This is a genomic window from Streptomyces cyanogenus, from assembly GCF_017526105.1.
Taxonomy (GTDB): domain Bacteria; phylum Actinomycetota; class Actinomycetes; order Streptomycetales; family Streptomycetaceae; genus Streptomyces; species Streptomyces cyanogenus.
In genome coordinates this window covers 7,193,627-7,217,929 of record NZ_CP071839.1, presented here as the reverse complement: position 1 = coordinate 7,217,929, position 24,303 = coordinate 7,193,627, and the positions used below count along the sequence as shown (strand labels likewise).

The window sequence follows — 24,303 nt, the reverse complement described above, 5'->3', positions numbered from 1 at the left end:
GTCTAGGCCGTCCGCAGGAAGCGGTCGAGGACCCGGACCCCGAACTGCAGCGCCGCCACGGGCACCCGCTCGTCCACACCGTGGAACAGTGCCTGGTAGTCGAGGCCGGCGGGCAGCTTCAGCGGGGAGAAGCCGTAGCCGGTGATGCCGAGCCGGGAGAACTGCTTGGCGTCGGTGCCGCCCGACATGCAGTACGGCACCACGTGCCCGCCGGGCGCGAACTCCTCGACGGCGGCCCGCATCTTCGCGAACAGCGGCGTGTCCACCGGTGCCTCCAGGGCCACTTCGCGGTGCGTGAACTCCCACTGGACGTCCGGGCCGGTCAGCTCGTCCAGTGTGGCGGTGAACTCCTCCTCGGCGCCGGCCAGACAGCGTCCGTCCACGTAGGCGACGGCCTCGCCGGGGATGACGTTGAGCTTGTAACCGGCCTCCACCATGGTCGGGTTGGCGCTGTTGCGGACGGTCGCCTCGACCAGCGCGGCCGCGGGGCCGAGCTTGTCCAGCAGCCGGTCGACGTCCTTGAAGTCGGTGTCGATGCCGTACAGGGCGGCGAGTTCGGTGAGGGCGGCCCGTACGGTCGGGGTGAGCCGGAGCGGCCACTCGTGTTCGCCGATGCGGGCGACGGCGGCGGCGAGCCGGGTCACCGCGTTCTCCCTGTTCACCTTGGAGCCGTGTCCGGCCCGGCCGCGCGCGGTGAGCTTCAGCCAGCCGGTGCCCCGCTCCCCCGCGGCGATCGGGTAGATCTCCCGGCCGGACCCGTCGTGGAAGGTGAAGGCGCCCGACTCGCCGATGCCCTCGGTGCAGCCCTCGAAGAGTTCGGGGTGCCGGTCGGCGAGGAACCCGGAGCCGTCCTCGGCGCTGGCCTCCTCGTCGGCGGTGAACGCGATGACGAGGTCGCGGCGGGGCCGTACGCCCTGCCGGGCCCAGGACCGCGCCACGGCGAGGATCATCGCGTCCATGTTCTTCATGTCGACGGCGCCGCGCCCCCACACCACACCGTCCCGGACCTCGCCGGAGAACGGGTGGACACGCCAGTCGGCGGCCTCGGCGGGCACGACGTCGAGGTGGCCGTGGACCAGCAGCGCGTCGGCGGACGGGTCGGTGCCCTCGATCCGGGCCACCACGTTGGTGCGGCCGGGGGTGCGCTCCAGCAGCAGGGGTTCCAGGCCGGCCCCGGCCAGCCGTTCGGCCGCGTACTCGGCGGCGGGCCGCTCCCGGCAGTCGCCGCCGCCCCGGTTGGTGGTGTCGATGCGGATCAGGCCGGAGGTGAACTCCACGACCTCGTCCAGGGACAGTGCGTCGGCCTGCTGGTCAGCCATACTGCTCCTCCACGGCGGCAGAGACGATCGTGGTGACCGCCTTGAACGTCCTGATCCCCTCGTACATCGTGGCGCTGGTGTACGCCACCTTGCGCTCCGCGATCCGCGCCACGCCGGGGACGACGGTGGCGGCCATCGCGAGGTGCTCGGCGTCGAACTCGACGGCGACCGTGAACGGCCCCGCCTGCACGGGTTCGTGACGGACCGCCAGCCGGGCCGCCTCCTTGGCCGCCGCGCGGATGTCGGCGGCGGTCCTGGCCGGCGTCCGGCACACGGCCGCGTACCGTGACACATGGTCCTTGACGGCGACCTTCGGTGCCTCGGGCGCGTAGCCGAGGGCGTCCTCGCAGGCGATGTCGTCGCCGGTGACGAGGACGACGGGGACGCCGTACTCGGCGACGACGTGCGCGTTGAGCAGACCCTCGCTGGCGCGGACGTCGTTCAGCCACACCCCCGTGATCTGGTTGGCGAGGTAGGTGTGGGCGAGGACGCCCTCCATGCCGGCGCCCGCGTGGTAGCCGACGAACGCGATGCCGTCGACGTCACCGTGCTGGACGCCCTCCACCATGGACAGCGCCTTGTGCCGGCCGGTGAGCATCTCGACCCGCTCGTCGAGCCGCTCCAGGAGCAGGTTGCGCATGGTCCAGTGGGCCTCGTTGACCAGCACCTGGTCGGCGCCGCCGTCGAAGAAGCCCTCGGCGGCGGCGTTCACGTCGGAGGTGAACATCGACCGGCACCGCTCCCACTGGGGCGTCCCCGGCAGCACGTCGGCGGGCCAGGTGACGCCGGTGGCACCCTCCATGTCGGCACTGATGAGGATCTTCATGCTCCGCACGTTACGCGCCGGGCGGCGGACAGGCCACGACCCGGCCGGGGAAGCGGCGCCGGGTCCTGGTCAGGCCCGGGCGAGGACGAACCAGCGGGCCGGCAGGTCGATGCGGGTGCCGTCCGTCAGGTGCTCGGTCTGCGGGACGGTCGTCTCGCCGTCGGCCAGGACGGTGAGACCGGCCTCGGCGAGCAGGCGCGGGATCTCCTCGTCGTCGGCGTCGGCGGGCTTGAGTCCGTGGTGGAAGACCCGCTGCAGCTTGGGCGGCGGGCCGGCCGGTTCGGACGCCGCGCGCCGCAGCACGTCCCGGGTGCCGGAGGTGAGCTCGACGACGAAGGCGCGGCCCTCCGTGCCGATGAGTTCGGCGACGGCGGCGGCGACCGCGGGCCGCGCCTGCGGTTCGCTCTGGTGGATGACGGCGCGCATGTAGACGTGGCTGTCGCCGAGGCGCTGGTGCAGAGTGCGTACGGCGTCGGTGTCGGTGAGGTCCAGCTGCCGGAATTCGACGGGGGCACCGTTCGCGGCACGGCGGGCGTGTTCGACGGCCGCGTGGGAGAGGTCGACGCCGACGGCGCGGGCGAACCGGGTGGCCAGGTAACGGGTCTGGGTGCCGTTGCCGCAGCCGAGGTCGACTATCGTGCGGCCGGGATCGGCGTGCTGCAGGAGCAGTTCGCTGTGCGGTGCGGCGCTCAGGGAGGGGTCGGAGTCCCATATCGCCTCGCCCCGGGCGTCGGAGGTCTCGCTCCAGTAACTCTCCCACGCCGTACGGTACTTGTCCGAGACGTTCATGCGCTCTCCCCACGGTCGGTTCCGTGATCGGGATATCGCGCCGGCCGGGCCCGGTGCAAGACCCGGGCGGCCATCACCTTCACCGGGCGGCGATCGCCTGTTCGAACCAGACGGTCTTGTGGTGCCCTGAGGCGCTGGCGCCCCACTCCCGGGCCAGCCGGCTGACCACGCGCAGACCGCGGCCGGACTCGTCGTGGGGCCCGGCGTTCAGCATGGCGGGCAGGGTGGGTTCGTCGTCGGTGACCTCGAACAGCAGGGCGTCGGTGCGGACCACCCGCAGTCCGACCCGGTGGCCCTCGGCGTGCCGGACAGCGTTGGTGACGACCTCGCTGACCAGCAGTTCGGCGGTCTCCACGGTCTGCGGCAGGCCCCAGTCCAGGAGCTGCCGGCGGACCAGGCGGCGCGCCCGGGCCACCTCGCGCGGGTCGGCGTCGAGCTGCCATGCGGCGACGTGGTCGTCGGGGATGCCGTTGAGACGGGCCATGAGCAGGGCGACGTCGTCCTTGCGTCCGCCGCGGGTGTTGAGGGCGCGGATGATGGTGTCGCAGGCGTCGTCCATGGAGGCCGCGGGGTGCGCGGCGGACTCGCAGAGCGCGGCGAGTCCCTCGCCGATGTCGGAGCCGCGCACCTCGACCAGGCCGTCGGTGCACAGCACCAGCCGGTCGCCGGGCCGGACCTTGACCCGGGCGGCCTCGAAGGGGACGCCGCCGACGCCTACGGGTGCGCCGGTGGGCAGGTCGAGGAGTTCGCTGCTGCCGTCCTCGGCGCGGACCAGCACCGGCGGGATGTGGCCCGCGTTGGCGAGGGTCAGCTCGCCGCGGATCGGGTCGTAGACGGCGTACAGGCAGGTGGCGAGGTAGGCGTCGCCGAGCCTGCGGGCCAGGTCGTCGAGGTTGCGCAGCAGCTGTGCGGGCGGGGTCTCCATGGTGGCCATGGTCTGTACGGCGGTGCGCAACTGGCCCATCATGGCGGCGGAGTTGAGGCCGTGGCCCATGACGTCGCCGACCACGAGGGCGGTGCGGGAGCCGGGCAGTTTGATCGTGTCGAACCAGTCGCCGCCGATCCGGCCGAGCCGGGTGCCGGGCAGGTAGCGGGTGGCGATGTCGCAGCCGGCCATCCGCGGGGTGATCTGCGGCAGCATGCTGTCCTGGAGGGTGTCGGCGACGTTCTCCTGGTAGGTGTACATGCGGGCGTTGTCGAGCACGAGGCCCGCGCGGGCGGCGAGTTCGGCGCCGGTGGTGCGGTCCATGTCGTCGAACCGGGGCCGGTCGGGGCGGCGCATCAGCACCATGAAGCCGAGGACGACGTTGCGCGCCTTGAGCGGGACGATCAGCAGGGACCGGCCGGTGATCAGCGGCCGGAGGTCGCGCTTCTCGAACTCGCCGGAGATGCGCTCGGACAGTTCCTCGGTGACCCTCGGGACGAGGACCGGCTCGCCGGTCACCATGCACTGGTAGAACGGGGTGTGCTCGGGGAAGGCGAAGGCCTCGCCGACGGGCACGGTGTCGTCCCAGCGGCCCGGTTCGTCGTTGTGCTCGACCCAGACGCGGAACATCACGGTGCTGGCGTCCGGCGGTCCGTCGGGGAAGCCCTCGCCGGCCAGGACCGCGGCACGCAGGTGGGTGCCGGCGAAGTCCGCGAACCGGGGCACGGCGGCGCTGGTGACCTCGCGGATCGTCTCGCCGAGGTCCAGGGAGGTGCCGATGCCGGAGCTGACCTCGTTGAGGAACTCCAGCCGCTCGCGGACGGCGGCGTACTCCAGGTCCTGTTCGGCGCCGGCCGGGACCACGGCCGACGTCCGCTGCTGCGGTACGACGGCTTCGGCGCGGGTGCGGCCGGGGCGGCGGGGCACGCCCCAGTACGGGGTCACGGGCACCCGGTCGTACTGGCTGAACTCCAGCACAGGGTAGCCGAGTTCGAGGACCTGGGAGACGATGCGGGCGCTCAGTCCGGGGCCCATGTTGGGCAGGATGTCGGGCAGCCGCCGTTCGAGTTCCTCGGAGGCGGGCAGCTCGGTGTGGCGGGCGAAGCCGGGCGAGATGCGTTCGGCGGTCTCGTCGTCGTAGCCGCGTTCGTCGCGCAGCCGGGTGGCGTCGGCGGCGAGCACGAGCAGCCGGGACGGACCCGGGCCGACCAGCGGGTAGGCCCACCACAGCACGTCGAGCCGGTCCCCGGCGCCGCGCGCCCGGCCGGGCGGGTCGAGGCGGGCGCGGCCCGCGGTGGCGTACCCGCTGTGACCGCCGAGGGAGAGCTCCAGGTCGGGACCGGGCCCGTCGTGGAGCGGGTGGACGTCCGGTGTCGCGCTCTCGTCCGGGTCGTCCGGGAGGGCGCCGGAGACCGGCAGCAGGTCCGCCGCGGGACGTCCGACGGCGTCCTCCCTGCTCACGCCGAACAGGCGCCCTGCGCCACTGCTCCAGTGGGACACCGTCCCGGCGCGGTCGACGACGACCACCGCCAGCGGAATCCGGCCCGCCGCGATGTCGCCGGCGCCGCGTCCGGGAGCTGCGTCCCGCTCGCTGCCACGGTCCATGGCCCAGGCCCTCTCTCCCCACGGCTGTCCGCAAACGATCTGTGCCGCCCGCAACTACGGTACGGCGGCGGCCTGTCGCGATGTGTGCCAATTCTGGAATTGGTTTCACCCGTTGACTCGGCGCACCGCGAGGCGCCCCGGCTCAGTCCTCGTGGCCGAGCTGGAGATCCCGTTCGGTTCGGCCACCCCCCGCGACCTGCAGCACTGTGGCGACCGGCGGGTAACCTGCGGCGATGACGGTGTACTCGCCGGAGGCGAGATCGACGAACCGGAACGTTCCGTCGGCTCCGGTGGTGAGGGTGTCGACGACATTGCCTGCGGCGTCGAGCAGGGTCACCCGGGCGTCCTCCACGGGCCGTCCGCCGCCGGCCCGCACGGTGCCCTTCAGCACGGCGCCGCCCGCAAGTTCGATGTCCTGCCGGGTCTCCCGGGAGGCCTGCACGGTGACCGGGAGCGCGGCGGGCCGGAAGGCGGGGGCGCTGCCGGCGAGGGTGTACTCGCCGGCGACCAGTTCGGTGATGACGTAGCCGCCCTCACGTCCGCTGCGGGTGGTGGCGACGACCTCGCCGTGCACGTTGGTGAGGGTGACGGTGGCGTCCCGGACGGGGGTTCCGTCGGCGGTGAGCACGCTGCCGGCGAGGCGGCCGGCGCCGCCGAGGACGACGTCGAGTTCGACGGGGCGTTCGCCGACGGTGACGGAGACGGCCTGCGGCTGGTGTCCGCCGGCGGCGGCGATCAGGACGTACGCCCCGGAGCCGGGGGTGCCGAGCGCGTACCGCCCGTCCTCGCCGCTGGCGCCCCGCCCGATCTGCCGCCCGGCGGCGTCGATGAGGGTGAGGGCCGCGCGGGGCACCACGGTGCCGTCGGGGTGCTGCACCGAGCCGCAGACGGGGACCCCGGCGGCGTACGGGGACCGGGCCTGGGGGATCGGGGCGGTCATGGTCTGCGGTTCCGTTTCGGCGGTGTTGTGGGACACCAGGGGTTTCTCCTTGAGGAAGAAGGCGACGAGCAGGCCGAGGACGAGCACCGGGACGAGATAGAGGAAGATCCGGGGCATCGCGTCGGCGTAGGCGCGGATGTAGGCGTCGCGCAGCGCCGGGGGCAGCGCGTGGACGAGCTGCGGGGTGATCGAGTCGGCGTCGGGCAGTCCGGTGCCCGCGCGCGGGGGCAGTTCACGGCGCAGGGCGTCGGTGAGCCGGTCGGCGAAGAGGGTGCCGAAGACGGCGGCGCCGACGCTGCCGCCGATCTGCCGGAAGTAGTTGTTGGCGCTGGTGGCGCTGCCGAGGTCGGCGGGGCGCACGGAGTTCTGCACGGCGAGGACGAGGACGGGCATGACGAGGCCGATGCCGGTGCCGAGGACGGCCATCCAGATGCTGTAGTGCAGCCGGGGCGTGTCGGTCTCCAGCCGGGACAGCAGCCACATGCCGGCGGCGGCGACCGCGCCGCCGAGCACGGGGAAGATCTTGTAGCGGCCCGTGCGGCTGATGAGCTGCCCGCCGATGGTCGAGGCGCCGACGATACCGGCCGTCATGGGCAGCATCAGCAGCCCGGACTCGGTGGCGCTGGCCCCGTCGACCATCTGCAGGAAGGTCGGCAGGTAGCTCGCGGCGCCGAACAGGGCGACGCCGATCACCAGGCCGACCAGGCCGCTGACGGTGAAGACGGAGTCGCGGAACAGCCGCAGCGGGATGAGGGGTTCGGCGGCGCGGTGCTCGGCGGCGAGGAAGAGGAGGGTGGCGGCGAGGGCGCCCGCGCCGAGGCCGAGGATCTGCCGGGAGTCCCAGGCGTAGGTGGTGCCGCCCCAGCTGGTGAGCAGGATCAGGCAGGTGGAGGCGGCGGCCAGCAGCAGGGTGCCCAGGAGGTCGAGCCGGGCGCGCACGCGGGGCCTGGGGAGGCGCAGGACGACGGCGACGAGGGCGAGGGTGAGCAGGCCGAAGGGGACGTTGACGTAGAAGCACCAGCGCCAGGAGAGGTGGTCGGTGAAGTAGCCGCCGAGCAGGGGCCCGGCGACGGAGGCGAGGCCGAAGACTGCGCCGATCAGGCCCATGTACCGGCCGCGTTGCCGGGGCGGCACGACGTCGGCGATGATCGCCTGCACCCCGGTCAGGAGTCCCCCGGCGCCGATGCCCTGCACCGCACGGAAGGCGATGAGCTGGTCCATGGTCCCGGCCCGGCCGGCGAGCGCGGAGCCGAGGACGAAGACGGCGATGGCGAACTGGAAGACGCCCTTGCGGCCGAGCAGGTCGCCGAGTTTGCCGTAGACCGGCAGGCCGATGGTGGAGGTGAGCAGGTAGGCGGTGATCGCCCAGGACATCCGGTCCAGGCCGTGCAGTTCGCCGACGATCTTCGGCAGGGCGGTTGCGACGATCATCTGGTCGAGGGCGGCCAGCAGCAGCGCCGACATCAGCCCGGCGAACACCAGGCGCACCCGGCGGGGTCCGAGGGGGACGGCGGGCGCCGGGGGTGGCGGTGCGGCGGGGGTCTCCTCGCCGGCCGCCGGTGCCACGACCCGCTCGTGCTGCACCAGTGTCGTCCCGCCCACGTACCGCTCCCCTCGTCGCACCTGTCGCATTTCCCGCGTAAGGCGACAACTGCGAACAACTTCGGCGAGTTACGGCACCACCCTGGACAGAACGGACATCCACTCGAACCGGTGAAGGGGTCAACCGGCTGTCAACACCCCTTCACCGGCGGGCTCTTGGCTACTTCTCGACCTCGGCGGCGAGGTTGGCGAGCAGGGTGTCGTAGATCCGGCCGAGGCCCTTGGGCGCGAAGGTCCTCTCGAAGAAGCCGCCGATGCCGCCGGCACCCTGCCAGGTGGTGGTGACGACCACGCGGGAGCTGCCCTCGCCGGCGGGGGTGACGCGCCAGGTGGTGACCATGGAGGAGTTGCGGTCCTTCTCGACCAGCTCGCCGTCGGTGGGCTCACTGACCTCCAGCAGGCAGTCGCGCACCCGCTTGCTGGTGGCCTGGAGCTTCCAGTGGACGAGGGTGCCCTCGCCGTCGCCGCCCTCGCGCACCTCGTACTCGCTGAAGTATTCGGGCAGCAGCTTGCGCCGGGTGCCGCGGTAGTCGGCGAGGGCGTCGAACACCTTCTCCGCGTCCGCCGCGACGACCCGCTCCGTAGTGGCCTCGACCTGCGCCATTGCGTTCCTCCACGACCTGGTTCCTCGGGGTTGGGGCAAGCCAACCACCCCGGCGCCCGGCCGCCCAAATCGGGGTTCGCACGATCATGGGAACACATGTTCTATTCTGGTGGCCGGTGCGAGCGAGGAGGCGTCCATGCGCTGGGAGAACCTCACAGACGACGGCGAACACGGCCGGGCCGCCGACGCGGCGCTGTTCGGCGCGGACGCCGTGACCACCCGTACGTTCGACACGCCCGAGTTCCGCGGGATCACCTTCCACGAGGTGCGTGCGCGCTCGGTGCTGAACCGGGTGCCGGGTGCCTCGCGCATGCCGTTCGAGTGGACGGTCAACCCCTACCGTGGGTGCACGCACGCGTGCGTCTACTGTTTCGCCCGCAGAACGCACAGCTACCTGGACCTGGACACGGGCATCGGCTTCGACACCCAGATCGTGGTCAAGGTGAACGCCCCCGAGGTGCTGCGCCGCCAGCTGTCGTCCCGCCGCTGGCAGGGCGACCACGTGGCGATGGGCACGAACGTCGACTGCTACCAGCGGGCCGAGGGCCGCTACCGGCTGATGCCGGGCATCGTCTCCGCGCTCACCGACCACGCGAACCCGTTCTCGATCCTCACCAAGGGCACCCTGATGCTGCGCGACCTGGACCTGCTGGTGCGGGCGGCCGGGGTGACGGACGTCGGCGTCTCGGTCTCCGTCGGGTTCCTGGACGGCGAGCTGTGGCGCACGGTGGAGCCGGGCACGCCCGCGCCCGAGCGCCGGCTGGAGGTCGTGCGCACCTTCGCGGAGCACGGGATCGGCTGCGGGGTGCTGATGGCGCCGGTGATCCCGTTCCTGAGCGACCACCCGGCCCAACTGCGGGCGACGGTACGGGCGATCGCGGCGGCCGGGGCCACCTCCGTCACTCCCCTGGCGCTGCACCTGCGCCCCGGCGCCCGGGAGTGGTTCATGGCCTGGCTCGGGCAGCACCATCCGCACCTGGTGCGGCGGTACGAGCGGCTGTACGCGGAGGGCGCCTACGCGCCCAAGTGGTACCAGCGCCGGATCACCCGTCAGGTGCACGAGCTGGCCGAGGAGTACGGCATCGGGCCCACGCGCGCGGCAGTGGCCCGCCGGATCCGCCCGGCCGAGCCGGCGCGGACCCCGGCCGAGGCGGGGCCGGTCCAGCTCAGCCTCATGTGAGCACGTCCGGGGCGTTAGGGGGCATCCCACGACCCGATCGGGTCAACCATGGCCCCGGTGCGTTCTCCAGGGGGGCCGATTCCGGGACGATCCGGCGAGAGCCGTGAGCCTCGCGGTTCGCCGAACCCTCCGTCCCGGGAGGACCCGAATGAGAACACGCGCAGCCCTGCTGTGCGCGGCCGCGGCCGCCGCCGTCCTGGCGGGCTCGGTCACCGCCGTCCCCGCACAGGCAGCCCGGCCGGCCGGGCTCAGCTGGAAGAAGTGCGGCACCGGCGACTACCCCCGGCTCCAGTGCGCCTCCTTGAAGGTGCCGCTGGACCACGCGAGACCGTCGGGCCGGCAGATCACGCTCGCGCTGTCCCGCGTCCCGCACACCGCCCGGACCTCCCAGGGCCCGCTGCTGGTCAACCCCGGTGGCCCCGGCGGCAGCGGTCTGACGCTCGCCGGGTTCGTCGCCTCGGAACTGCCGAAGAGCGTCGCGGCCCGGTACGACGTCATCGGCTTCGACCCGCGCGGGGTCGGCCGGAGCCGGCCGGCCCTCGACTGCGTGCCCGGCCACTTCACGCCGGTGCGCCCCGTCTCCGTGCCGGCCACGCCCGCGCTGGAGCGGGCGAACCTCGACCGCGCGCGGTCCTTCGCCGCGGCCTGCGGCCGCAGGTACGCCGACCTCCTGCCGTACCTGGACACGGTCAGCGCCGCCAAGGACCTGGACGCCGTCCGCCGGGCCCTCGGCGCATCGCGGATCAGCTACCTCGGCTACTCCTACGGCACCTATCTGGGCGCGGTCTACGCGAAGCTGTTCCCGAAGCGCGTCCACCGTCTGGTGCTGGACTCGATCGTCGACCCGACCGGTGTCTGGTACCGGGACAACCTCGGCCAGGACTACGCCTTCGACGACCGCCACCGCGCGCTGATGGCCTGGATCGCCAGGTACGACACGACCTACCGGCTCGGCCGGGACCCCGAAAGGATCGGGGCCCGCTGGTACGCGATGCGGACGGCACTGGCGAAGAAGCCGGCCCGGGGCGAGGTCGGCGCCGCCGAGCTGGAGGACACCTTCATGCCCGGCGCCTACTTCAACGGCTACTGGCCGTACCTCGCCGAGGCGTTCGCGGCCTACGTCCACCGCAAGGACACCGGGCCGCTGGTGAAGGCGTACCGGGACATCGCCGCCGTGGACGCCTCGGGCGACAACGGCTACAGCGTCTACACGGCGGTGCAGTGCCGCGACGCACCCTGGCCGCGCGACTGGAACCGGTGGCGTGCGGACGGCTGGGACATGCACGCGAAGGCACCCATGATGGCCTGGAACAACGCCTGGTACAACGCGCCCTGTGCGTTCTGGCCGACCGGTCCGCGCCGGCAGGTGGACATCGCCAACAAGGCACTGCCGCCGGCCCTGCTGTTCCAGGCGACCGACGACGCGGCGACCCCGTATGCCGGCGGTGTGACGGTCCACCGGCTGCTGGCCCGCTCCAGCCTGGTGGTCGAGGAGGGCGGCGGCAACCACGGCATCACGCTGAGCGGCAACGCGTGCCTGGACAAGCACCTGGCCGCGTATCTGGGCAGCGGCAGGGTGCCGCGGGGCGCCGGCCCGGCCGACGCGGTCTGTGCCAAGTCCCCCGACCCGAAACCGGTGAAGGGCAGGTCGGCGTCGACGGCGTCCCGCGGCTCGACCCTGCACGGCCTGCTGGGCTTCCGCCCCTAGCCGGCGCCCCGGCGGGCCGGGACCACGCTGCCGCGCCGGGCAACCGCCCGGCCCGCCGGCGGTGTTGTCGGTGGCATGGCCCACCATGGACGCATGAGCGAACCCACCCGCAGCACCGCCCCCGCCGGGGTGTTCCCCGCCGCCCGGTACACCCATGTGGTGACCGCGACCGGCCGCCTCGTCGCGGTCTCCGGGCAGTTCCCCCTCGACAAGGACGGCGAACTGGTGGGGGCGGGCGATCCGGCGGCCCAGGCCCGGCAGGTGTTCGTCGTCACGGACATGACCCCCATGCCGGCCGTCCGCACGGCCCGCGCCGCCCTGCCCCCGGCGGTGGTGGCCGCGTGAGTTCCCTGACGGTCCGGGAGATGACCCTCGCCGACTGCGACCGCGTCGCCGAGATCCGGGTCCGCGGCTGGCAGCACGCCTACCGGGGGCTCGCGCCCCAGGCGTACCTCGACGGGCTGAGTGTCGCCGCGGACGCCGAGCGGCGGCGCGCCGGGTTCTCGCAGGGCACCGCCAGCGTGGTGAACCTGGTCGCCGAGCGGGACGGCACCGTGCTCGGATGGGCGGCGTACGGGCCGTACCGGGACGGTGGCGCGCACACCGGGGACGCCGAGCTGTACGCGATCTACGTCGACCCGGCGCACCTCGGCGCCGGCATCGGGCGGGCGCTGCTCGCCGCGTCGCTCGGGCGGTGTCCGGCCACTGCGCGCATGCTGCTGTGGGTCCTCAAGGAGAACGCCCCGGCCCGGCGTTTCTACGAGCGCGCCGGGTTCCGGCCCGACGGCGCCGAGGAGCCCTTCGAGGTGGACGGCGTGTCCGTGCCCGAGGTGCGGTACGTGCGCGCGCCGGCCGGCTGACCGGTCCTCACCGGGGCTGTTGCTGCGGGAGCCGGGCCAGCGCGTGCACCGCGGCCTCGGCGAGCGCGGGGTGCGCGAGGGCCTCGTTCAGGACCCGCCGGGCGCGGGGGTCGCCGAGGGCGCCCAGGCCCTCCACGCAGGCCAGGGCCACCCGCCGGTAGGGGTCGTGCGGGCGCAGCCGCCGCTCCAGGGTGGTGATCAGCGCGGGCACGGACTCGGGGGCGCGCAGGGCGACCAGGAGCCGTACCGGGTGCAGGGCGTAGGCGACGCGCAGTTCGTTGGTGGCGAGGGCGGCGGCGGCGCGGGCCGTGCGCGGGTCGCCGAGCCGGGCGAGGGCGTGCGCGGCGGAGGCGCAGCGGGGCGGGTCGCGGTGGTTGAGCAGCAGCACCAGGGACTCGAAGGCGCGCCGGTCGCCGGCACTGCCGAGGCGGAAGGCGGCCAGCTCCCGCGCCCACAGCGGCTGCCCGGGGGCGGTGAGCACCTCCGCCAGGGCGTCGTGGTCCTCGGTGGCCAGCAGGCTCTCGAACGCCGCCGAGCCGCCGGACTCCTGCCGTAAGCGTTCGGTGAGCGATCGCAACTCTTCGTCCACGAGGTCCAGCGTAGGCGGGTCGCGTCCGCCGAGGGAGGTACATCACAAAGTCGGTTTCCGCCCGAGGGCTGGCGCGCTCGTTACCCGCCGGTTAAGCTCATTCGAGCGAGTAACCCACTCGCATCTTTCGCTGGCGACGGTTTGGTGACGCGGCCGTCGCGAGCGTGTCTGTCGGTTCGGTACACCGTGTGTACCGCAGTACGGCCCGGCTTCGGGACAGAGCCGGTCGGACCTTCCGCCATTCCCGGGCGTGTGCACGCCCGCGGCACCGGCGGCACCGGGCGTGTGCGCTCGCAGCCCGGCAACACCCGCACCCTCCTCGCACCGTGGTGCGCCTGCCTGGCGCACCCGGGGCGTTCCTCGTCGTCACCCTCATTCCTGGAGTCCCGCGATGGCCACTCCCCTGTCCCCCCAGTCCGGCAGTTCCCTGTCCCCGCTCAGGACGATCGCCGTCGTCGGCCTCGGCACCATGGGCACCGGTATCACCGAGGTCCTCGCGCGGGCCGGTCGCGAAGTGATCGGCATCGACATCAGCGAGGCCCAGGCCGCGAAGGCGCTCACCGCCCTGGAGGCCGCCACCGCCCGCGCCGTGGAGCGCGGCCGGCTCACCGAGGAGGAGCGCGCCGGGGCGCTGGCCCGGGTGCGCACCACCACCGACCTGGCCGCGGCGGCCGACGCCGACCTCGTCATCGAGGTGGCCCCGGAGTCGTACGAGATCAAGCAGCAGATCCTCCGTGAGCTGGACGGCGTCGTCCGGCCGGAGACGATCCTGGCGACCGGCACCAACGCGCTGTCCGTGACCCGGCTGGCCGCCGGCTCGGCCCGCCCCGAGCGCGTGCTCGGCCTGCACTTCTTCAACCCCGCTCCGGCCATGAAGCTGGTCGAGGTGGTCTCCTCGGTGCTGACCGCGCCGCAGGCCGTCGCCGCCGTCACCGACCTCGCGATCGAGCTCGGCAAGGAGCCGGTCGCGGTCGGCGACCGGCCCGGCTTCGTCGCCGACGGGCTGCTGTTCGGCTACCTCAACCAGGCCGCCGCGATGTACGAGGCCCGGTACGCCTCCCGCGAGGACATCGACGCCGCCATGCGGCTCGGCTGCGGCCTGCCGATGGGCCCGCTCGCCCTGCTGGACCTGATCGGCATCGACACCGCGCGGACGGTCCTGGAGGCCATGTACGCCGAGTCCCACGACCGGCTGCACGCGCCCGCCCCGATCCTCAAGCAGCTGAGCGAGGCGGGTCTGACCGGCCGCAAGTCCGGGCGCGGCTTCTACACGTACGAGGCCCCGGGCAGCGGCACGGTGGTGCCGGACGCGCTGACCCCGGCGGCGGACGCCTCGCTCGGCACGGGCCGGGAGGTCCGCTCGGTCGGTGTCGCCGGCTCCGGCACCATGGCCTCCGGTATCGCCGAGGTGTTCGCCAAGGCCGGCTACCAGGTCGTGCTGGCCGCCCGCAGCGAGGAGAAGGCCCAGGCGGCCAGGGCCCGGATCGGCAAGTCCCTCGCCCGGTCCGTGGACAAGGGCCGGATGACCGCCGAGGCCGCCGCCGAGGTCCTGGAGCGGATCGTCCCGGCGGGCTCCTACGAGGCCTTCGCCGAGGTGGATCTGGCCGTGGAGGCGGTCGCGGAGGACCTGGAGGTCAAGCGGCAGCTGTTCGCCGCGCTGGACAAGGTGTGCAAGCCGGGCGCGGTCCTGGCCACCACCACCTCGTCGCTGCCCGTCGTCGCCTGCGCCCGCGCCACCTCGCGCCCGCAGGACGTGATCGGCATGCACTTCTTCAACCCGGCGCCGGCGATGAAGCTGGTCGAGGTGGTCCGTACCGTGCTGACCGCCGACGACGTGCACGCCACGGTGCGCGAGGTCTGCGGCCGGATCCGCAAGCACGCGGTGGACTGCGGCGACCGGGCCGGTTTCATCGTCAACGCGCTGCTGTTCCCCTACCTCAACAACGCGATCAAGATGGTGCAGGAGCACTACGCGTCCCTGGACGACATCGACGCGGCGATGAAGCTCGGCGGCGGCTACCCGATGGGCCCGTTCGAGCTGCTGGACGTGGTCGGCCTGGACGTCTCGCTGGCCATCGAGAAGGTGCTGCACCGCGAGTTCCGCGACCCCGGCCTCGCCCCGGCCCCGCTGCTGGAGCACCTGGTGGCCGCCGGCTGCCTCGGCCGCAAGACCGGCCGCGGCTTCCGTGAGTATGCCCGCCGCTGACGGCGTCGGCGACTGGTTCCGGACGGAGGCGGACTGGGGCGGGCTGCTCGACCCGGGAGCCTCCGCCCCGCCCGCCCGGCCCGCCTCTCCCCCGCCCCCCGCGGGCGGGGGAGAGCCCGGATCCGCGCACCGAGCTGCGCGGATGCAGTACGTTCGGGTCATGTCCCAGCCCGCCAAGTCCTCCCGTACACCAGCTACGCCCGACGCGCCGGAAAGTGCCGCAGGCAGCCGCGCGGCCGCCCAGCGGCTCAAGATGCGCCGAGAACTGGCGGCAGCAGCCATGGAGCTGTTCGCGACCAAGGGGTACGAGGCCACCACCGTCGACGAGATCGCCGCCGCCGCCGGGGTCGCCCGGCGCACCTTCTTCCGCCACTTCCGCTCCAAGGAAGAGGCGATCTTCCCGGACCACGACGACACGCTGATCCGCGCGGAGGCGGTCCTCAACGCCGCCCCCGCGCACGAGCACCCGCTCGACACCGTGTGCCGCGGCATCAAGGAGGTCATGAAGATGTACGCGGCGCGGCCGGAGATCTCGGTCGCGCGCTACAAGCTCACGCGCGAGGTCCCGACCCTGCGCGAGGCCGAGATCGCCTCCGTGGCGCGCTACGAGCGCCTGTTCACCCGCTATCTGCTCGGCCACTTCGACGAGCACGCGCACGCCGACGACGCGAACGACGACCCGCTGCTGGCCGAGGTGGCGGCCTCGGCCGTGGTCACCGCCCACAACCACGTGCTGCGGCGCTGGCTGCGGGCCGGCGGCCAGGGGGACGTGGAGGCGCAGCTGGACCACGCCTTCGCGATCGTACGCAAGACGTTCGGCACCGGGATCGGGGCCGGCCGCGAGAGCGCCCCGCGCACCCCGCCGGCCACCGCTGCCGCCCATGGGGAGGTCCTGGTGACGGTGGCCCGGACCGACGCGCCGCTCGACGAGGTGATGCGCACCATCGAGCAGGCGCTGAAGACGCGGACCTGACCGGCCGAAAAGACGGGAACGGGCTGGGGTGGCACTGGGTGCCGCCCCAGCCCGTTCGCCGTGTACCGAGCCTGACCTGATCGATCATCGCTCATCTGTTGCGTAAAGATTTCATCTGAGGCGAAGTTCTGGCACTCAGTGCCTTGCGGCCTGACACGCGGTGTCATACGTTGAAGGAGTCCGGGCGGCCGGCGAGCAGAGACCGTTCGCTCGCCGGCTGTCCCCGCAAGCTCATGGCCTGCGCGCCCGGACGCCTGCGTCACAGGCAACCTTCCGCGCCACAAAGCGCTGCCGAAGCACCACCGAGCCGAACCGACGGCACACCACTCAAAAAACCCTCAGCAGCACTCATCGCAGCACCGACGATCCCTCAGGCGCCCCTCCCTCAGGGCGCTCACCGCCGGAGGCAACACCGTGACCGTGAAGGACATCCTGGACGCGATCCAGTCGAAGGACGCCACGTCCGCCGACTTCGCCGCTCTGCCGCTCCCCGAGTCGTACCGTGCCATCACCGTGCACAAGGACGAGACGGAGATGTTCGCGGGCCTGCAGACCCGCGACAAGGACCCGCGCAAGTCGATCCACCTCGACGAGGTCCCCCTGCCCGAACTGGGCCCGGGCGAGGCCCTGGTGGCCGTCATGGCCTCCTCGGTCAACTACAACTCGGTGTGGACCTCGATCTTCGAGCCGCTGTCCACCTTCGGGTTCCTGGAGCGCTACGGCCGCACCAGCGAGCTGGCCAAGCGGCACGACCTGCCGTACCACATCATCGGCTCCGACCTCGCGGGCGTGGTCCTGCGCACCGGCCCGGGCGTCAACGCCTGGAAGCCCGGTGACGAGGTCGTCGCGCACTGCCTGTCGGTCGAGCTGGAGTCCTCCGACGGCCACAACGACACGATGCTCGACCCCGAGCAGCGCATCTGGGGCTTCGAGACCAACTTCGGCGGCCTCGCCGAGATCGCGCTGGTGAAGTCCAACCAGCTGATGCCGAAGCCGGACCACCTCAGCTGGGAGGAGGCCGCGGCCCCGGGCCTGGTCAACTCCACCGCCTACCGCCAGCTGGTCTCCCGCAACGGCGCCGGCATGAAGCAGGGCGACAACGTGCTCATCTGGGGTGCGAGCGGTGGCCTCGGCTCCTACGCCACCCAGTTCGCCCTGGCCGGCGGCGCCAACCCGATCTGCGTGGTGTCCTCGCCCCAGAAGGCGGAGATCTGCCGCTCGATGGGCGCCGAGGCGATCATCGACCGCAACGCCGAGGGCTACAAGTTCTGGAAGGACGAGAACACCCAGGACCCCAAGGAGTGGAAGCGCTTCGGCAAGCGCATCCGCGAGCTGACCGGCGGCGAGGACATCGACATCGTCTTCGAGCACCCCGGCCGTGAGACCTTCGGCGCGAGCGTCTTCGTCACCCGCAAGGGCGGCACCATCACCACCTGCGCCTCGACCTCGGGCTACATGCACGAGTACGACAACCGCTACCTGTGGATGTCCCTGAAGCGGATCATCGGCTCGCACTTCGCCAACTACCGCGAGGCCTGGGAGGCCAACCGCCTCATCGCCAAGGGCAAGATCCACCCGACCCTGTCGAAGACCTACTCCCTGGAAGACACCGGTCAGGCCGCCTACGACGTGCACCGCAACCTGCACCAGGGCAAGGTCGGCGTGCTGTGCCTGGCGCCCGAGGAGGGCCTCGGCGTGCGCGACGAGGAGATGCGCGCCAAGCACATCGACGCCATCAACCGCTTCCGGAACGTCTGAGGCCCGGAGAGTCGAAGATGACAGAGCGTCAGAAGGACCGTCCGTGGCTCATGCGGACGTACGCCGGCCACTCCACGGCCGAGGCGTCCAACGAGCTGTACCGGCGCAATCTCGCCAAGGGCCAGACCGGCCTGTCGGTGGCGTTCGACCTGCCGACGCAGACCGGCTACGACCCCGACCACATCCTCGCGCGCGGCGAGGTCGGCCGGGTGGGCGTGCCCGTCGCGCACCTCGGTGACATGCGCCGGCTGTTCCAGGACATCCCCCTGGAGCAGATGAACACCTCGATGACGATCAACGCCACTGCCATGTGGCTGCTGGCGCTCTACCAGGTCGTCGCCGAGGAGCAGGGCGCGGACATCACCAAGCTCCAGGGCACGACCCAGAACGACATCGTCAAGGAGTACCTCTCCCGGGGCACCCACGTGTTCCCGCCGGGGCCCTCGCTCCGGCTGACGACGGACATGATCGCGTACACGGTCTCCCACATCCCGAAGTGGAACCCGATCAACATCTGCAGCTACCACCTGCAGGAGGCCGGGGCCACGCCGGTGCAGGAGATCGCGTACGCGATGTCCACGGCGATCGCCGTGCTCGACGCCGTGCGCGACTCCGGCCAGGTGCCGCAGGAGCGCATGGGTGACGTGGTCGCCCGCATCTCCTTCTTCGTGAACGCGGGCGTCCGCTTCATCGAGGAGATGTGCAAGATGCGGGCGTTCGGCCGCATCTGGGACAAGATCACGCGCGAGCGCTACGGCATCGAGAACCCCAAGCAGCGCCGCTTCCGCTACGGCGTCCAGGTCAACTCGCTCGGCCTGACCGAGGCGCAGCCGGAGAACAACGTCCAGCGGATCGTGCTGGAGATGCTGGCCGTGACCCTCTCCAAGGACGCACGCGCGCGTGCCGTGCAGCTGCCCGCCTGGAACGAGGCCCTCGGCCTGCCCCGGCCCTGGGACCAGCAGTGGAGCCTGCGCATCCAGCAGGTGCTGGCCTACGAGAGCGACCTGCTGGAGTACGACGACATCTTCGAGGGCTCGAAGGTGATCGAGGCGAAGGTGGACCAGCTGGTCGAGGAGGTCCTCGCGGAGATCGACCGCATCCAGGAGATGGGTGGCGCGCTGGCCGCCGTGGAGTCCGGCTACCTGAAGTCGCAGCTGGTCGCCTCGCACGCCGAGCGCCGGGCCCGGATCGAGTCCGGCGAGGAGAAGATCGTCGGCGTCAACATCTTCGAGGGCACCGAGCCGAACCCGCTCACGGCCGACCTGGACACCGCGATCCAGACGGTGGACCCGGAGGTCGAGACCCGGGTCGTCGAGTCGCTGCGCAAGTGGCGGGACACCCGCTACCAGCCGCCCTTCAACCACCCGCGGCCCTGCAAGGCGCTGGAGCGGCTGAAGGAGGCCGCCAAGGGCACCGGCAACCTCATGGAGGCCACGCTGGAGTGCGCCCGCGCCGGGGTCACCACCGGCGAGTGGGCGGGCGCCCTGCGCGAGGTGTTCGGCGAGTACCGGGCGCCCACCGGGGTCTCGTCCGCGCCGGTGGCCGTTCCCGCCGAGCAGGGCTCGGCCATGGCCGAGGTCCGCGCCAAGGTGGACGCCACCGCCCGCGACCTGGGCGTCGGCAAGCTGCGCTTCCTGGTCGGCAAGCCGGGCCTGGACGGCCACTCCAACGGCGCCGAGCAGATAGCGGTCCGCGCGCGGGACGCCGGCTTCGAGGTGGTCTACCAGGGCATCCGGCTCACCCCGGAGCAGATCGTGGACGCGGCCCTGGCCGAGGACGTGCACGCCGTCGGCCTGTCGATCCTGTCCGGCTCGCACGCCCAGCTGGTCCCCGACGTGCTCCAGCGGCTGCGTGTGGCCGGTGCCACAGATATACCCGTGATCGCAGGTGGCATCATCCCGAACGGTGACGCCGAACAGCTCAGGGCTGCCGGAGTGGCCGCGGTGTTCACCCCGAAGGACTTCGACATCACCGGGATCATCGGCCGCATCGTCGACGAGATCCGGAAAGCGAACAAGCTCGACCCCCTGGAGGTCCCCGCATGACGACCCCTGTCAACCGCCTTCGCCCGCGGCGCTCCTGCCTGGCCGTACCGGGCAGCAACCCGCGCTTCCTGGAGAAGGCGCAGGGCCTCCCCGCGGACCAGGTCTTCCTGGACCTGGAGGACGCGTGCGCGCCGCTCGCCAAGCCCGAGGCGCGGCACACCATCGTCAAGTTCCTCAACGAGGGCGACTGGACGGGCAAGACGCGGGTCGTGCGCGTCAACGACTGGACGACCGAGTGGACGTACCGCGACGTCGTGACGGTCGTCGAGGGCGCCGGCCAGAACCTCGACTGCATCATGCTGCCGAAGGTGCAGAACGCCGAGCAGGTCGTCGCGCTGGACCTGCTGCTGACGCAGATCGAGAAGACCATGGGCTTCGAGGTCGGCAAGATCGGCATCGAGGCGCAGATCGAGAACGCGCAGGGCCTGAACAACGTCAACGCGATCGCGCAGGCCTCCCCGCGCCTGGAGACGATCATCTTCGGCCCGGCCGACTTCATGGCCTCCATCAACATGAAGTCCCTGGTCGTGGGCGAGCAGCCGCCCGGCTACCCGGCGGACGCCTACCACTACATCCTGATGAAGATCCTGATGGCCGCCCGCGCCAACAACCTCCAGGCGATCGACGGTCCCTACCTGCAGATCCGCAACGTCGAGGGCTACCGCGAGGTGGCGCAGCGCGCCGCCGCGCTCGGCTTCGACGGCAAGTGGGTGCTGCACCCGGGCCAGGTGGAGGCGTCCAACGAGATCTTCTCGCCCTCCCAGGAGGACTACGACCACGCCGAGCTGATCCTGGACGCGTACGACTACTACACGTCCGAGGCGGGCGGCAAGAAGGGCTCCGCGATGCTCGGCGACGAGATGATCGACGAGGCCAGCCGCAAGATGGCCCTGGTCATCGCCGGCAAGGGGCGGGCGGCGGGGATGACCCGTACGTCGACGTTCGAGATCCCGGAGGCCTGAGCGCGATGCAGTTCGGACGCACGTACGAGGAGTTCGAGGTCGGGGCGACGTACAAGCACTGGCCGGGCAAGACGGTCACGGAGTACGACGACCACCTGTTCTGTCTCCTCACCATGAACCACCACCCGCTCCACATGGACACCAACTATGCGGAGAAGACGACGGACTTCGGCAAGAACGTCGTCGTCGGGAACTACATCTACTCCCTCCTGCTCGGCATGTCCGTCCCGGACATCTCCGGCAAGGCGATCGCCAACCTGGAGATCGAGTCGCTGAAGCACGTGGCGCCGACCTTCCACGGCGACACGATCTACGGCGAGACGACCGTGCTGGACAAGTGGCCGTCGAAGTCGAAGAACGACCGCGGCATCGTCTACGTCGAGACCAAGGGCTACAAGCAGGACGGCACCCTGGTGTGCGTCTTCCGCCGCAAGGTGATGGTGCCCACCGAGACGTACATCAAGGAGCGCGGCGGCGAGCAGCCGGGCCGCCCGGAACTGAACGCACCTACGGAAAAGACGGAGAAGTAGGCCATGGCCCGTCTCGCCCAGACCGCCGGTCTGACCGACGTCCAGCAGGAGATCCTCTCGACGGTCCGTGACTTTGTCGACAAGGAGATCATCCCGGTCGCGACCGAGCTGGAGCACCGCGACGAGTATCCGCAGCAGATCGTGGACGGGCTCAAGGAGCTGGGTCTGTTCGGTCTGATGATCCCCGAGGAGTACGGGGGTCTGGGCGAGTCCCTCCTCACCTACGCGCTGTGCGTGGAGGAGATCGCCCGTGGCTGGATGTCGGTGTCCGGCATCATCAACACCCACTTCATCGTCGCGTACATGCTCAAGCAGCACGGCACGCAGGAGCAGAAGGACCACTTCCTGCCGCGGATGGCGGCCGGCGACATCCGGGGCGCCTTCTCGATGTCGGAGCCGGGCCTGGGCTCGGACGTGTCCGCCATCACGTCGAAGGCGGTCAAGGACGGCGACGAGTACGTCCTGAACGGCCAGAAGATGTGGCTGACCAACGGCGGCACGTCCTCGCTCGTGGCCGTCCTGGTCCGCAGTGACGAAGGACACCCCGAGGGCACGGCCCCGCACAAGTCGATGACCACCTTCCTGATCGAGAAGGAGCCGGGCTTCGGCGAGGTCCGCCCGGGCCTCACCATCCCCGGCAAGATCGACAAGATGGGCTACAAGGGCGTCGACACCACCGAGCTGATCATGGACGGCCTGCGCATTCCGGCCGACCGGGTGCTCGGTGGGGTCACCGGCCGAGGTTTTTACCAAATGATGGACGGCGTGGAGGTCGGCCGTGTCAACGTCGCCGCGCGTGGCTGCGGCGTCGCCCAGCGCGCCTTCGAGCTCGGCGTCCAGTACGCCCAGCAGCGGCACACCTTCGGCAAGCCGATCGCCCAGCACCAGGCCATCCAGTTCAAGCTGGCCGAGATGGCCACCAAGGTCGAGGCCGCGCATGCGATGATGGTCAACGCAGCCCGCAAAAAGGACTCCGGGGAACGAAACGACCTCGAAGCCGGCATGGCGAAGTACCTGGCCTCCGAGTACTGCAAGGAGGTCGTGGAGGACGCCTTCCGGATCCACGGCGGCTACGGCTTCTCCAAGGAGTACGAGATCGAGCGCCTCTACCGTGAGGCCCCGATGCTGCTCATCGGTGAAGGCACCGCCGAGATCCAGAAAATGATCATCGGGCGCAGGCTGCTGGAGGAGTATCGATTCCAGGGCTGATTGTCCGGTTACGGGGTGTTTTCTTCGAGAAGAAGATCACACCCCGTAGACACTCTTCGGCCGCCGACTCGGCTTCCTCGCTTGCCGAGTTGCGGCCCGCGCCCGGTACGATCCCGGGAAAGCCGCCGTCCCCCGTCAGAGCGCGGCATCATCCGCTACGAAGGTCATCCATGCCCCACAGCCAAACCTCTGCACACCGCGACAGCCTGGTAGGCGCACGCCTCGCGCGCGGAGCATCGCCGTGGCTTCTCCCGACCGTCGCCACCGCAGCCCTCAGCCTGGTCCGCGCCCGCCGCTCGGGCGTCGCCAAGGCCGTGGCCGTGCCCGCCACCGCGCTCGCGGCGGGCATGCTGTGGTTCTTCCGCGACCCCGAGCGCGAGATCGCCCCGGGCCGGGTCATCTCGCCCGCCGACGGTGTGGTGCAGAGCATCATGCCGTGGAAGGACGGGCGCACCCGCGTCGCGATCTTCATGAGCCCGCTCAACGTCCACGTCAACCGCGCGCCCCTCGCGGGCACCGTGACGTCGGTCGAGCACATCCCCGGCGGCTTTGTTCCGGCTTTCAACAAGGAGAGCGAGAACAACGAGCGCGTAGTCTGGCATTTCGACACCGAACTCGGCGACATCGAGATGATCCAGATCGCCGGCGCGGTGGCCCGCCGCATCGTGCCCTACATCCCGGAGGGCACGAAGGTCGAGCAGGGCGACCGAATCGGTCTGATCCGCTTCGGCTCGCGTGTCGACCTCTACCTGCCCGAGGGCGTGGAGGTCGCGGTCGAGGTCGGACAGAAGACCGTGGCTGGGGTGACTCGCATTGACCGTGATTGATCCGGAGACCCAGGCGGGCTGGGTGCCCGAGGCCGACGAGGCGGACGACGAGGAGGAGATGCCTCTCTCGCTCCGCCTGTCGATAGCGGACACCCTCACCCTGGGCAACGCCACGTGCGGCTTCATGGCGGTGTACTTCACCACCACCGGCATCCTGATCCCGCACCTCACCGGCAGCCAGGAGTCCGGCATGGCCCGCCACAGCGCGGCCACGGCGGTCATCCTGATGCTCTGCGCGGCGGTCTTCGACCTGTTCGACGGCCTGGTGGCGCGCAAGCTGCGCTCCTCGCCGATGGGTGCGGAGCTGGACAACCTGTCGGACCTGATCAGCTTCGGCCTCGCGCCCGCGTACTTCGTGCTCGTCTACGGCATGGTCGCCGACGACGCGCACCAGCGGGTGGCGGCGGTGGGCGCGATCGTGGTGCTGCTGGCCGTGGTCCTCAGACTGGCCCGGTTCAGCTGCGTGACGATGAAGGACGGCATGTTCCAGGGCATGCCCTCGCCGTTCGGCGCGCTGACCGTCGTCTCGATCGTGCTGCTGGAGCTGCCGTTCGTGGCGACGCTGCTGGCGATCCTGGGGACGGCGTGGCTGATGGTGAGCCGGGTGGAGTACCCGAAGCCGCGGGGGCGGCTGGCCGGGGCGATGCTCTGCTGGATCGTGCTGTCCATGGGGCTGCTGGCGGCCTGGGCCTTCGACGCGCCCAGCGGTCAGCTGCTGCTCCAGACGGGGTGCGCGCTGCAGCTGGTCATGGGCGCGGTGATTCCGCTGTTCGCGACGGCTCGGCGGGTGAACAACTTCCGCGACAACCGCCGCGAGGCCCGGGCGGCGCAGTTGCCGTAGCGGCG

Annotated in this window: 19 protein-coding genes and 1 pseudogene; 13 read left to right on the top strand and 7 right to left on the bottom strand. The window is 71.5% G+C overall.

The genetic code is table 11. The features are described 5' to 3' along the window. Positions 1-2: 2 nt before the first annotated feature. The 6 genes from S1361_RS32365 to S1361_RS32340 all read right to left on the bottom strand — a co-directional run bounded on the left by S1361_RS32365 (position 3) and on the right by S1361_RS32340 (position 8,610). On the bottom strand, positions 3-1,319 hold the full coding sequence (locus tag S1361_RS32365; RefSeq protein ID WP_208035418.1) for a M20/M25/M40 family metallo-hydrolase: 1,317 nt from the start codon (positions 1,317-1,319) through the stop codon (positions 3-5). Next, positions 1,312-2,145, bottom strand: coding sequence for a M55 family metallopeptidase (locus S1361_RS32360; RefSeq protein ID WP_208035417.1), 834 nt, complete (start codon positions 2,143-2,145; stop codon positions 1,312-1,314). Before S1361_RS32360 ends, S1361_RS32365 begins: the two co-directional genes overlap by 8 nt. A gap of 69 nt (positions 2,146-2,214) precedes the next feature. Next, on the bottom strand, positions 2,215-2,934 hold the full coding sequence (locus S1361_RS32355) for a class I SAM-dependent methyltransferase (RefSeq protein ID WP_208035416.1): 720 nt from the start codon (positions 2,932-2,934) through the stop codon (positions 2,215-2,217). Positions 2,935-3,013: 79 nt separating this feature from the next. Beyond that, positions 3,014-5,464: a SpoIIE family protein phosphatase gene (locus S1361_RS32350; protein ID WP_208035415.1), complete on the bottom strand. Its 2,451-nt coding sequence runs from the start codon at positions 5,462-5,464 to the stop codon at positions 3,014-3,016. Between the two features lie 142 nt (positions 5,465-5,606). Continuing rightward, positions 5,607-8,006, bottom strand: coding sequence for an MFS transporter (locus S1361_RS32345; RefSeq protein ID WP_208035414.1), 2,400 nt, complete (start codon positions 8,004-8,006; stop codon positions 5,607-5,609). Positions 8,007-8,166: 160 nt separating this feature from the next. Beyond that, positions 8,167-8,610: an SRPBCC family protein gene (locus S1361_RS32340; protein WP_208035413.1), complete on the bottom strand. Its 444-nt coding sequence runs from the start codon at positions 8,608-8,610 to the stop codon at positions 8,167-8,169. Between the two features lie 136 nt (positions 8,611-8,746). Here S1361_RS32340 and S1361_RS32335 point away from each other — a divergent pair, with 136 nt between their 5' ends. From S1361_RS32335 to S1361_RS32320, 4 genes and pseudogenes are all read left to right on the top strand, one after another. Continuing rightward, the gene (locus tag S1361_RS32335) at positions 8,747-9,790 is read left to right on the top strand and encodes an Rv2578c family radical SAM protein (protein ID WP_208035412.1); all 1,044 of its coding nucleotides are present in this window, start codon (positions 8,747-8,749) and stop codon (positions 9,788-9,790) included. A 148-nt stretch (positions 9,791-9,938) separates the two neighbouring features. Continuing rightward, complete coding sequence (locus S1361_RS32330) at positions 9,939-11,498, top strand: alpha/beta hydrolase (RefSeq protein ID WP_208035411.1); 1,560 nt, start codon at positions 9,939-9,941, stop codon at positions 11,496-11,498. Between the two features lie 93 nt (positions 11,499-11,591). Next, positions 11,592-11,825 (top strand): annotated as a pseudogene (locus S1361_RS32325) (Rid family hydrolase); the annotation flags it as partial. Positions 11,826-11,863: 38 nt separating this feature from the next. Then, positions 11,864-12,358, top strand: coding sequence for a GNAT family N-acetyltransferase (locus S1361_RS32320; RefSeq protein WP_208036863.1), 495 nt, complete (start codon positions 11,864-11,866; stop codon positions 12,356-12,358). A gap of 7 nt (positions 12,359-12,365) precedes the next feature. Here the strand turns inward: S1361_RS32320 and S1361_RS32315 are convergent, their stop codons facing one another. Beyond that, a complete protein-coding gene (locus tag S1361_RS32315) occupies positions 12,366-12,947 on the bottom strand; it encodes an adenylosuccinate lyase (protein ID WP_208035409.1) in 582 nt (193 codons plus the stop codon). Between the two features lie 391 nt (positions 12,948-13,338). Here S1361_RS32315 and S1361_RS32310 point away from each other — a divergent pair, with 391 nt between their 5' ends. The 9 genes from S1361_RS32310 (at position 13,339) to pssA (ending at position 24,298) form a co-directional block, all read left to right on the top strand. Continuing rightward, complete coding sequence (locus tag S1361_RS32310) at positions 13,339-15,153, top strand: 3-hydroxyacyl-CoA dehydrogenase family protein (protein ID WP_208035408.1); 1,815 nt, start codon at positions 13,339-13,341, stop codon at positions 15,151-15,153. A 160-nt stretch (positions 15,154-15,313) separates the two neighbouring features. Further along, the gene (locus S1361_RS32305; RefSeq protein WP_208035407.1) at positions 15,314-16,126 is read left to right on the top strand and encodes a TetR family transcriptional regulator; all 813 of its coding nucleotides are present in this window, start codon (positions 15,314-15,316) and stop codon (positions 16,124-16,126) included. A 420-nt stretch (positions 16,127-16,546) separates the two neighbouring features. Beyond that, positions 16,547-17,884 (top strand): crotonyl-CoA carboxylase/reductase, encoded by a 1,338-nt coding sequence (gene ccrA, locus S1361_RS32300; protein WP_208036862.1) that lies wholly within the window; start codon positions 16,547-16,549, stop codon positions 17,882-17,884. A 17-nt stretch (positions 17,885-17,901) separates the two neighbouring features. Further along, positions 17,902-19,929, top strand: a complete 2,028-nt coding sequence (locus S1361_RS32295) for a protein meaA (protein ID WP_208035406.1) — start codon at positions 17,902-17,904, stop codon at positions 19,927-19,929. Beyond that, entirely contained in the window at positions 19,926-20,891 is a 966-nt protein-coding gene (locus S1361_RS32290) for an HpcH/HpaI aldolase/citrate lyase family protein (RefSeq protein ID WP_208035405.1), read from the top strand. Before S1361_RS32295 ends, S1361_RS32290 begins: the two co-directional genes overlap by 4 nt. A gap of 5 nt (positions 20,892-20,896) precedes the next feature. Continuing rightward, positions 20,897-21,421 carry a MaoC family dehydratase gene (locus S1361_RS32285; protein WP_208035404.1) on the top strand — a complete coding sequence of 175 codons (525 nt, stop codon included), beginning with the start codon at positions 20,897-20,899 and terminating at the stop codon, positions 21,419-21,421. Positions 21,422-21,424: 3 nt separating this feature from the next. Further along, entirely contained in the window at positions 21,425-22,630 is a 1,206-nt protein-coding gene (locus tag S1361_RS32280; RefSeq protein ID WP_208035403.1) for an acyl-CoA dehydrogenase family protein, read from the top strand. 170 nt (positions 22,631-22,800) lie between these two features. Beyond that, the gene (locus S1361_RS32275; protein ID WP_208035402.1) at positions 22,801-23,457 is read left to right on the top strand and encodes a phosphatidylserine decarboxylase; all 657 of its coding nucleotides are present in this window, start codon (positions 22,801-22,803) and stop codon (positions 23,455-23,457) included. Positions 23,458-23,479: 22 nt separating this feature from the next. Continuing rightward, positions 23,480-24,298, top strand: a complete 819-nt coding sequence (gene pssA / locus S1361_RS32270) for a CDP-diacylglycerol--serine O-phosphatidyltransferase (protein ID WP_208036861.1) — start codon at positions 23,480-23,482, stop codon at positions 24,296-24,298. Positions 24,299-24,303: the final 5 nt, after the last annotated feature.

Coding starts and splice junctions, on each gene's coding strand:
- S1361_RS32365 (WP_208035418.1), bottom strand. CDS start 1,319: ATGGCTGACCAGCAGGCCGACGCACTGTCCCTGGACGAGGTCGTGGAG.
- S1361_RS32360 (WP_208035417.1), bottom strand. CDS start 2,145: ATGAAGATCCTCATCAGTGCCGACATGGAGGGTGCCACCGGCGTCACC.
- S1361_RS32355 (WP_208035416.1), bottom strand. CDS start 2,934: ATGAACGTCTCGGACAAGTACCGTACGGCGTGGGAGAGTTACTGGAGC.
- S1361_RS32350 (WP_208035415.1), bottom strand. CDS start 5,464: ATGGACCGTGGCAGCGAGCGGGACGCAGCTCCCGGACGCGGCGCCGGC.
- S1361_RS32340 (WP_208035413.1), bottom strand. CDS start 8,610: ATGGCGCAGGTCGAGGCCACTACGGAGCGGGTCGTCGCGGCGGACGCG.
- S1361_RS32335 (WP_208035412.1), top strand. CDS start 8,747: ATGCGCTGGGAGAACCTCACAGACGACGGCGAACACGGCCGGGCCGCC.
- S1361_RS32330 (WP_208035411.1), top strand. CDS start 9,939: ATGAGAACACGCGCAGCCCTGCTGTGCGCGGCCGCGGCCGCCGCCGTC.
- S1361_RS32320 (WP_208036863.1), top strand. CDS start 11,864: ATGACCCTCGCCGACTGCGACCGCGTCGCCGAGATCCGGGTCCGCGGC.
- S1361_RS32310 (WP_208035408.1), top strand. CDS start 13,339: ATGGCCACTCCCCTGTCCCCCCAGTCCGGCAGTTCCCTGTCCCCGCTC.
- S1361_RS32305 (WP_208035407.1), top strand. CDS start 15,314: ATGTCCCAGCCCGCCAAGTCCTCCCGTACACCAGCTACGCCCGACGCG.
- S1361_RS32295 (WP_208035406.1), top strand. CDS start 17,902: ATGACAGAGCGTCAGAAGGACCGTCCGTGGCTCATGCGGACGTACGCC.
- S1361_RS32290 (WP_208035405.1), top strand. CDS start 19,926: ATGACGACCCCTGTCAACCGCCTTCGCCCGCGGCGCTCCTGCCTGGCC.
- S1361_RS32285 (WP_208035404.1), top strand. CDS start 20,897: ATGCAGTTCGGACGCACGTACGAGGAGTTCGAGGTCGGGGCGACGTAC.
- S1361_RS32280 (WP_208035403.1), top strand. CDS start 21,425: ATGGCCCGTCTCGCCCAGACCGCCGGTCTGACCGACGTCCAGCAGGAG.
- S1361_RS32275 (WP_208035402.1), top strand. CDS start 22,801: ATGCCCCACAGCCAAACCTCTGCACACCGCGACAGCCTGGTAGGCGCA.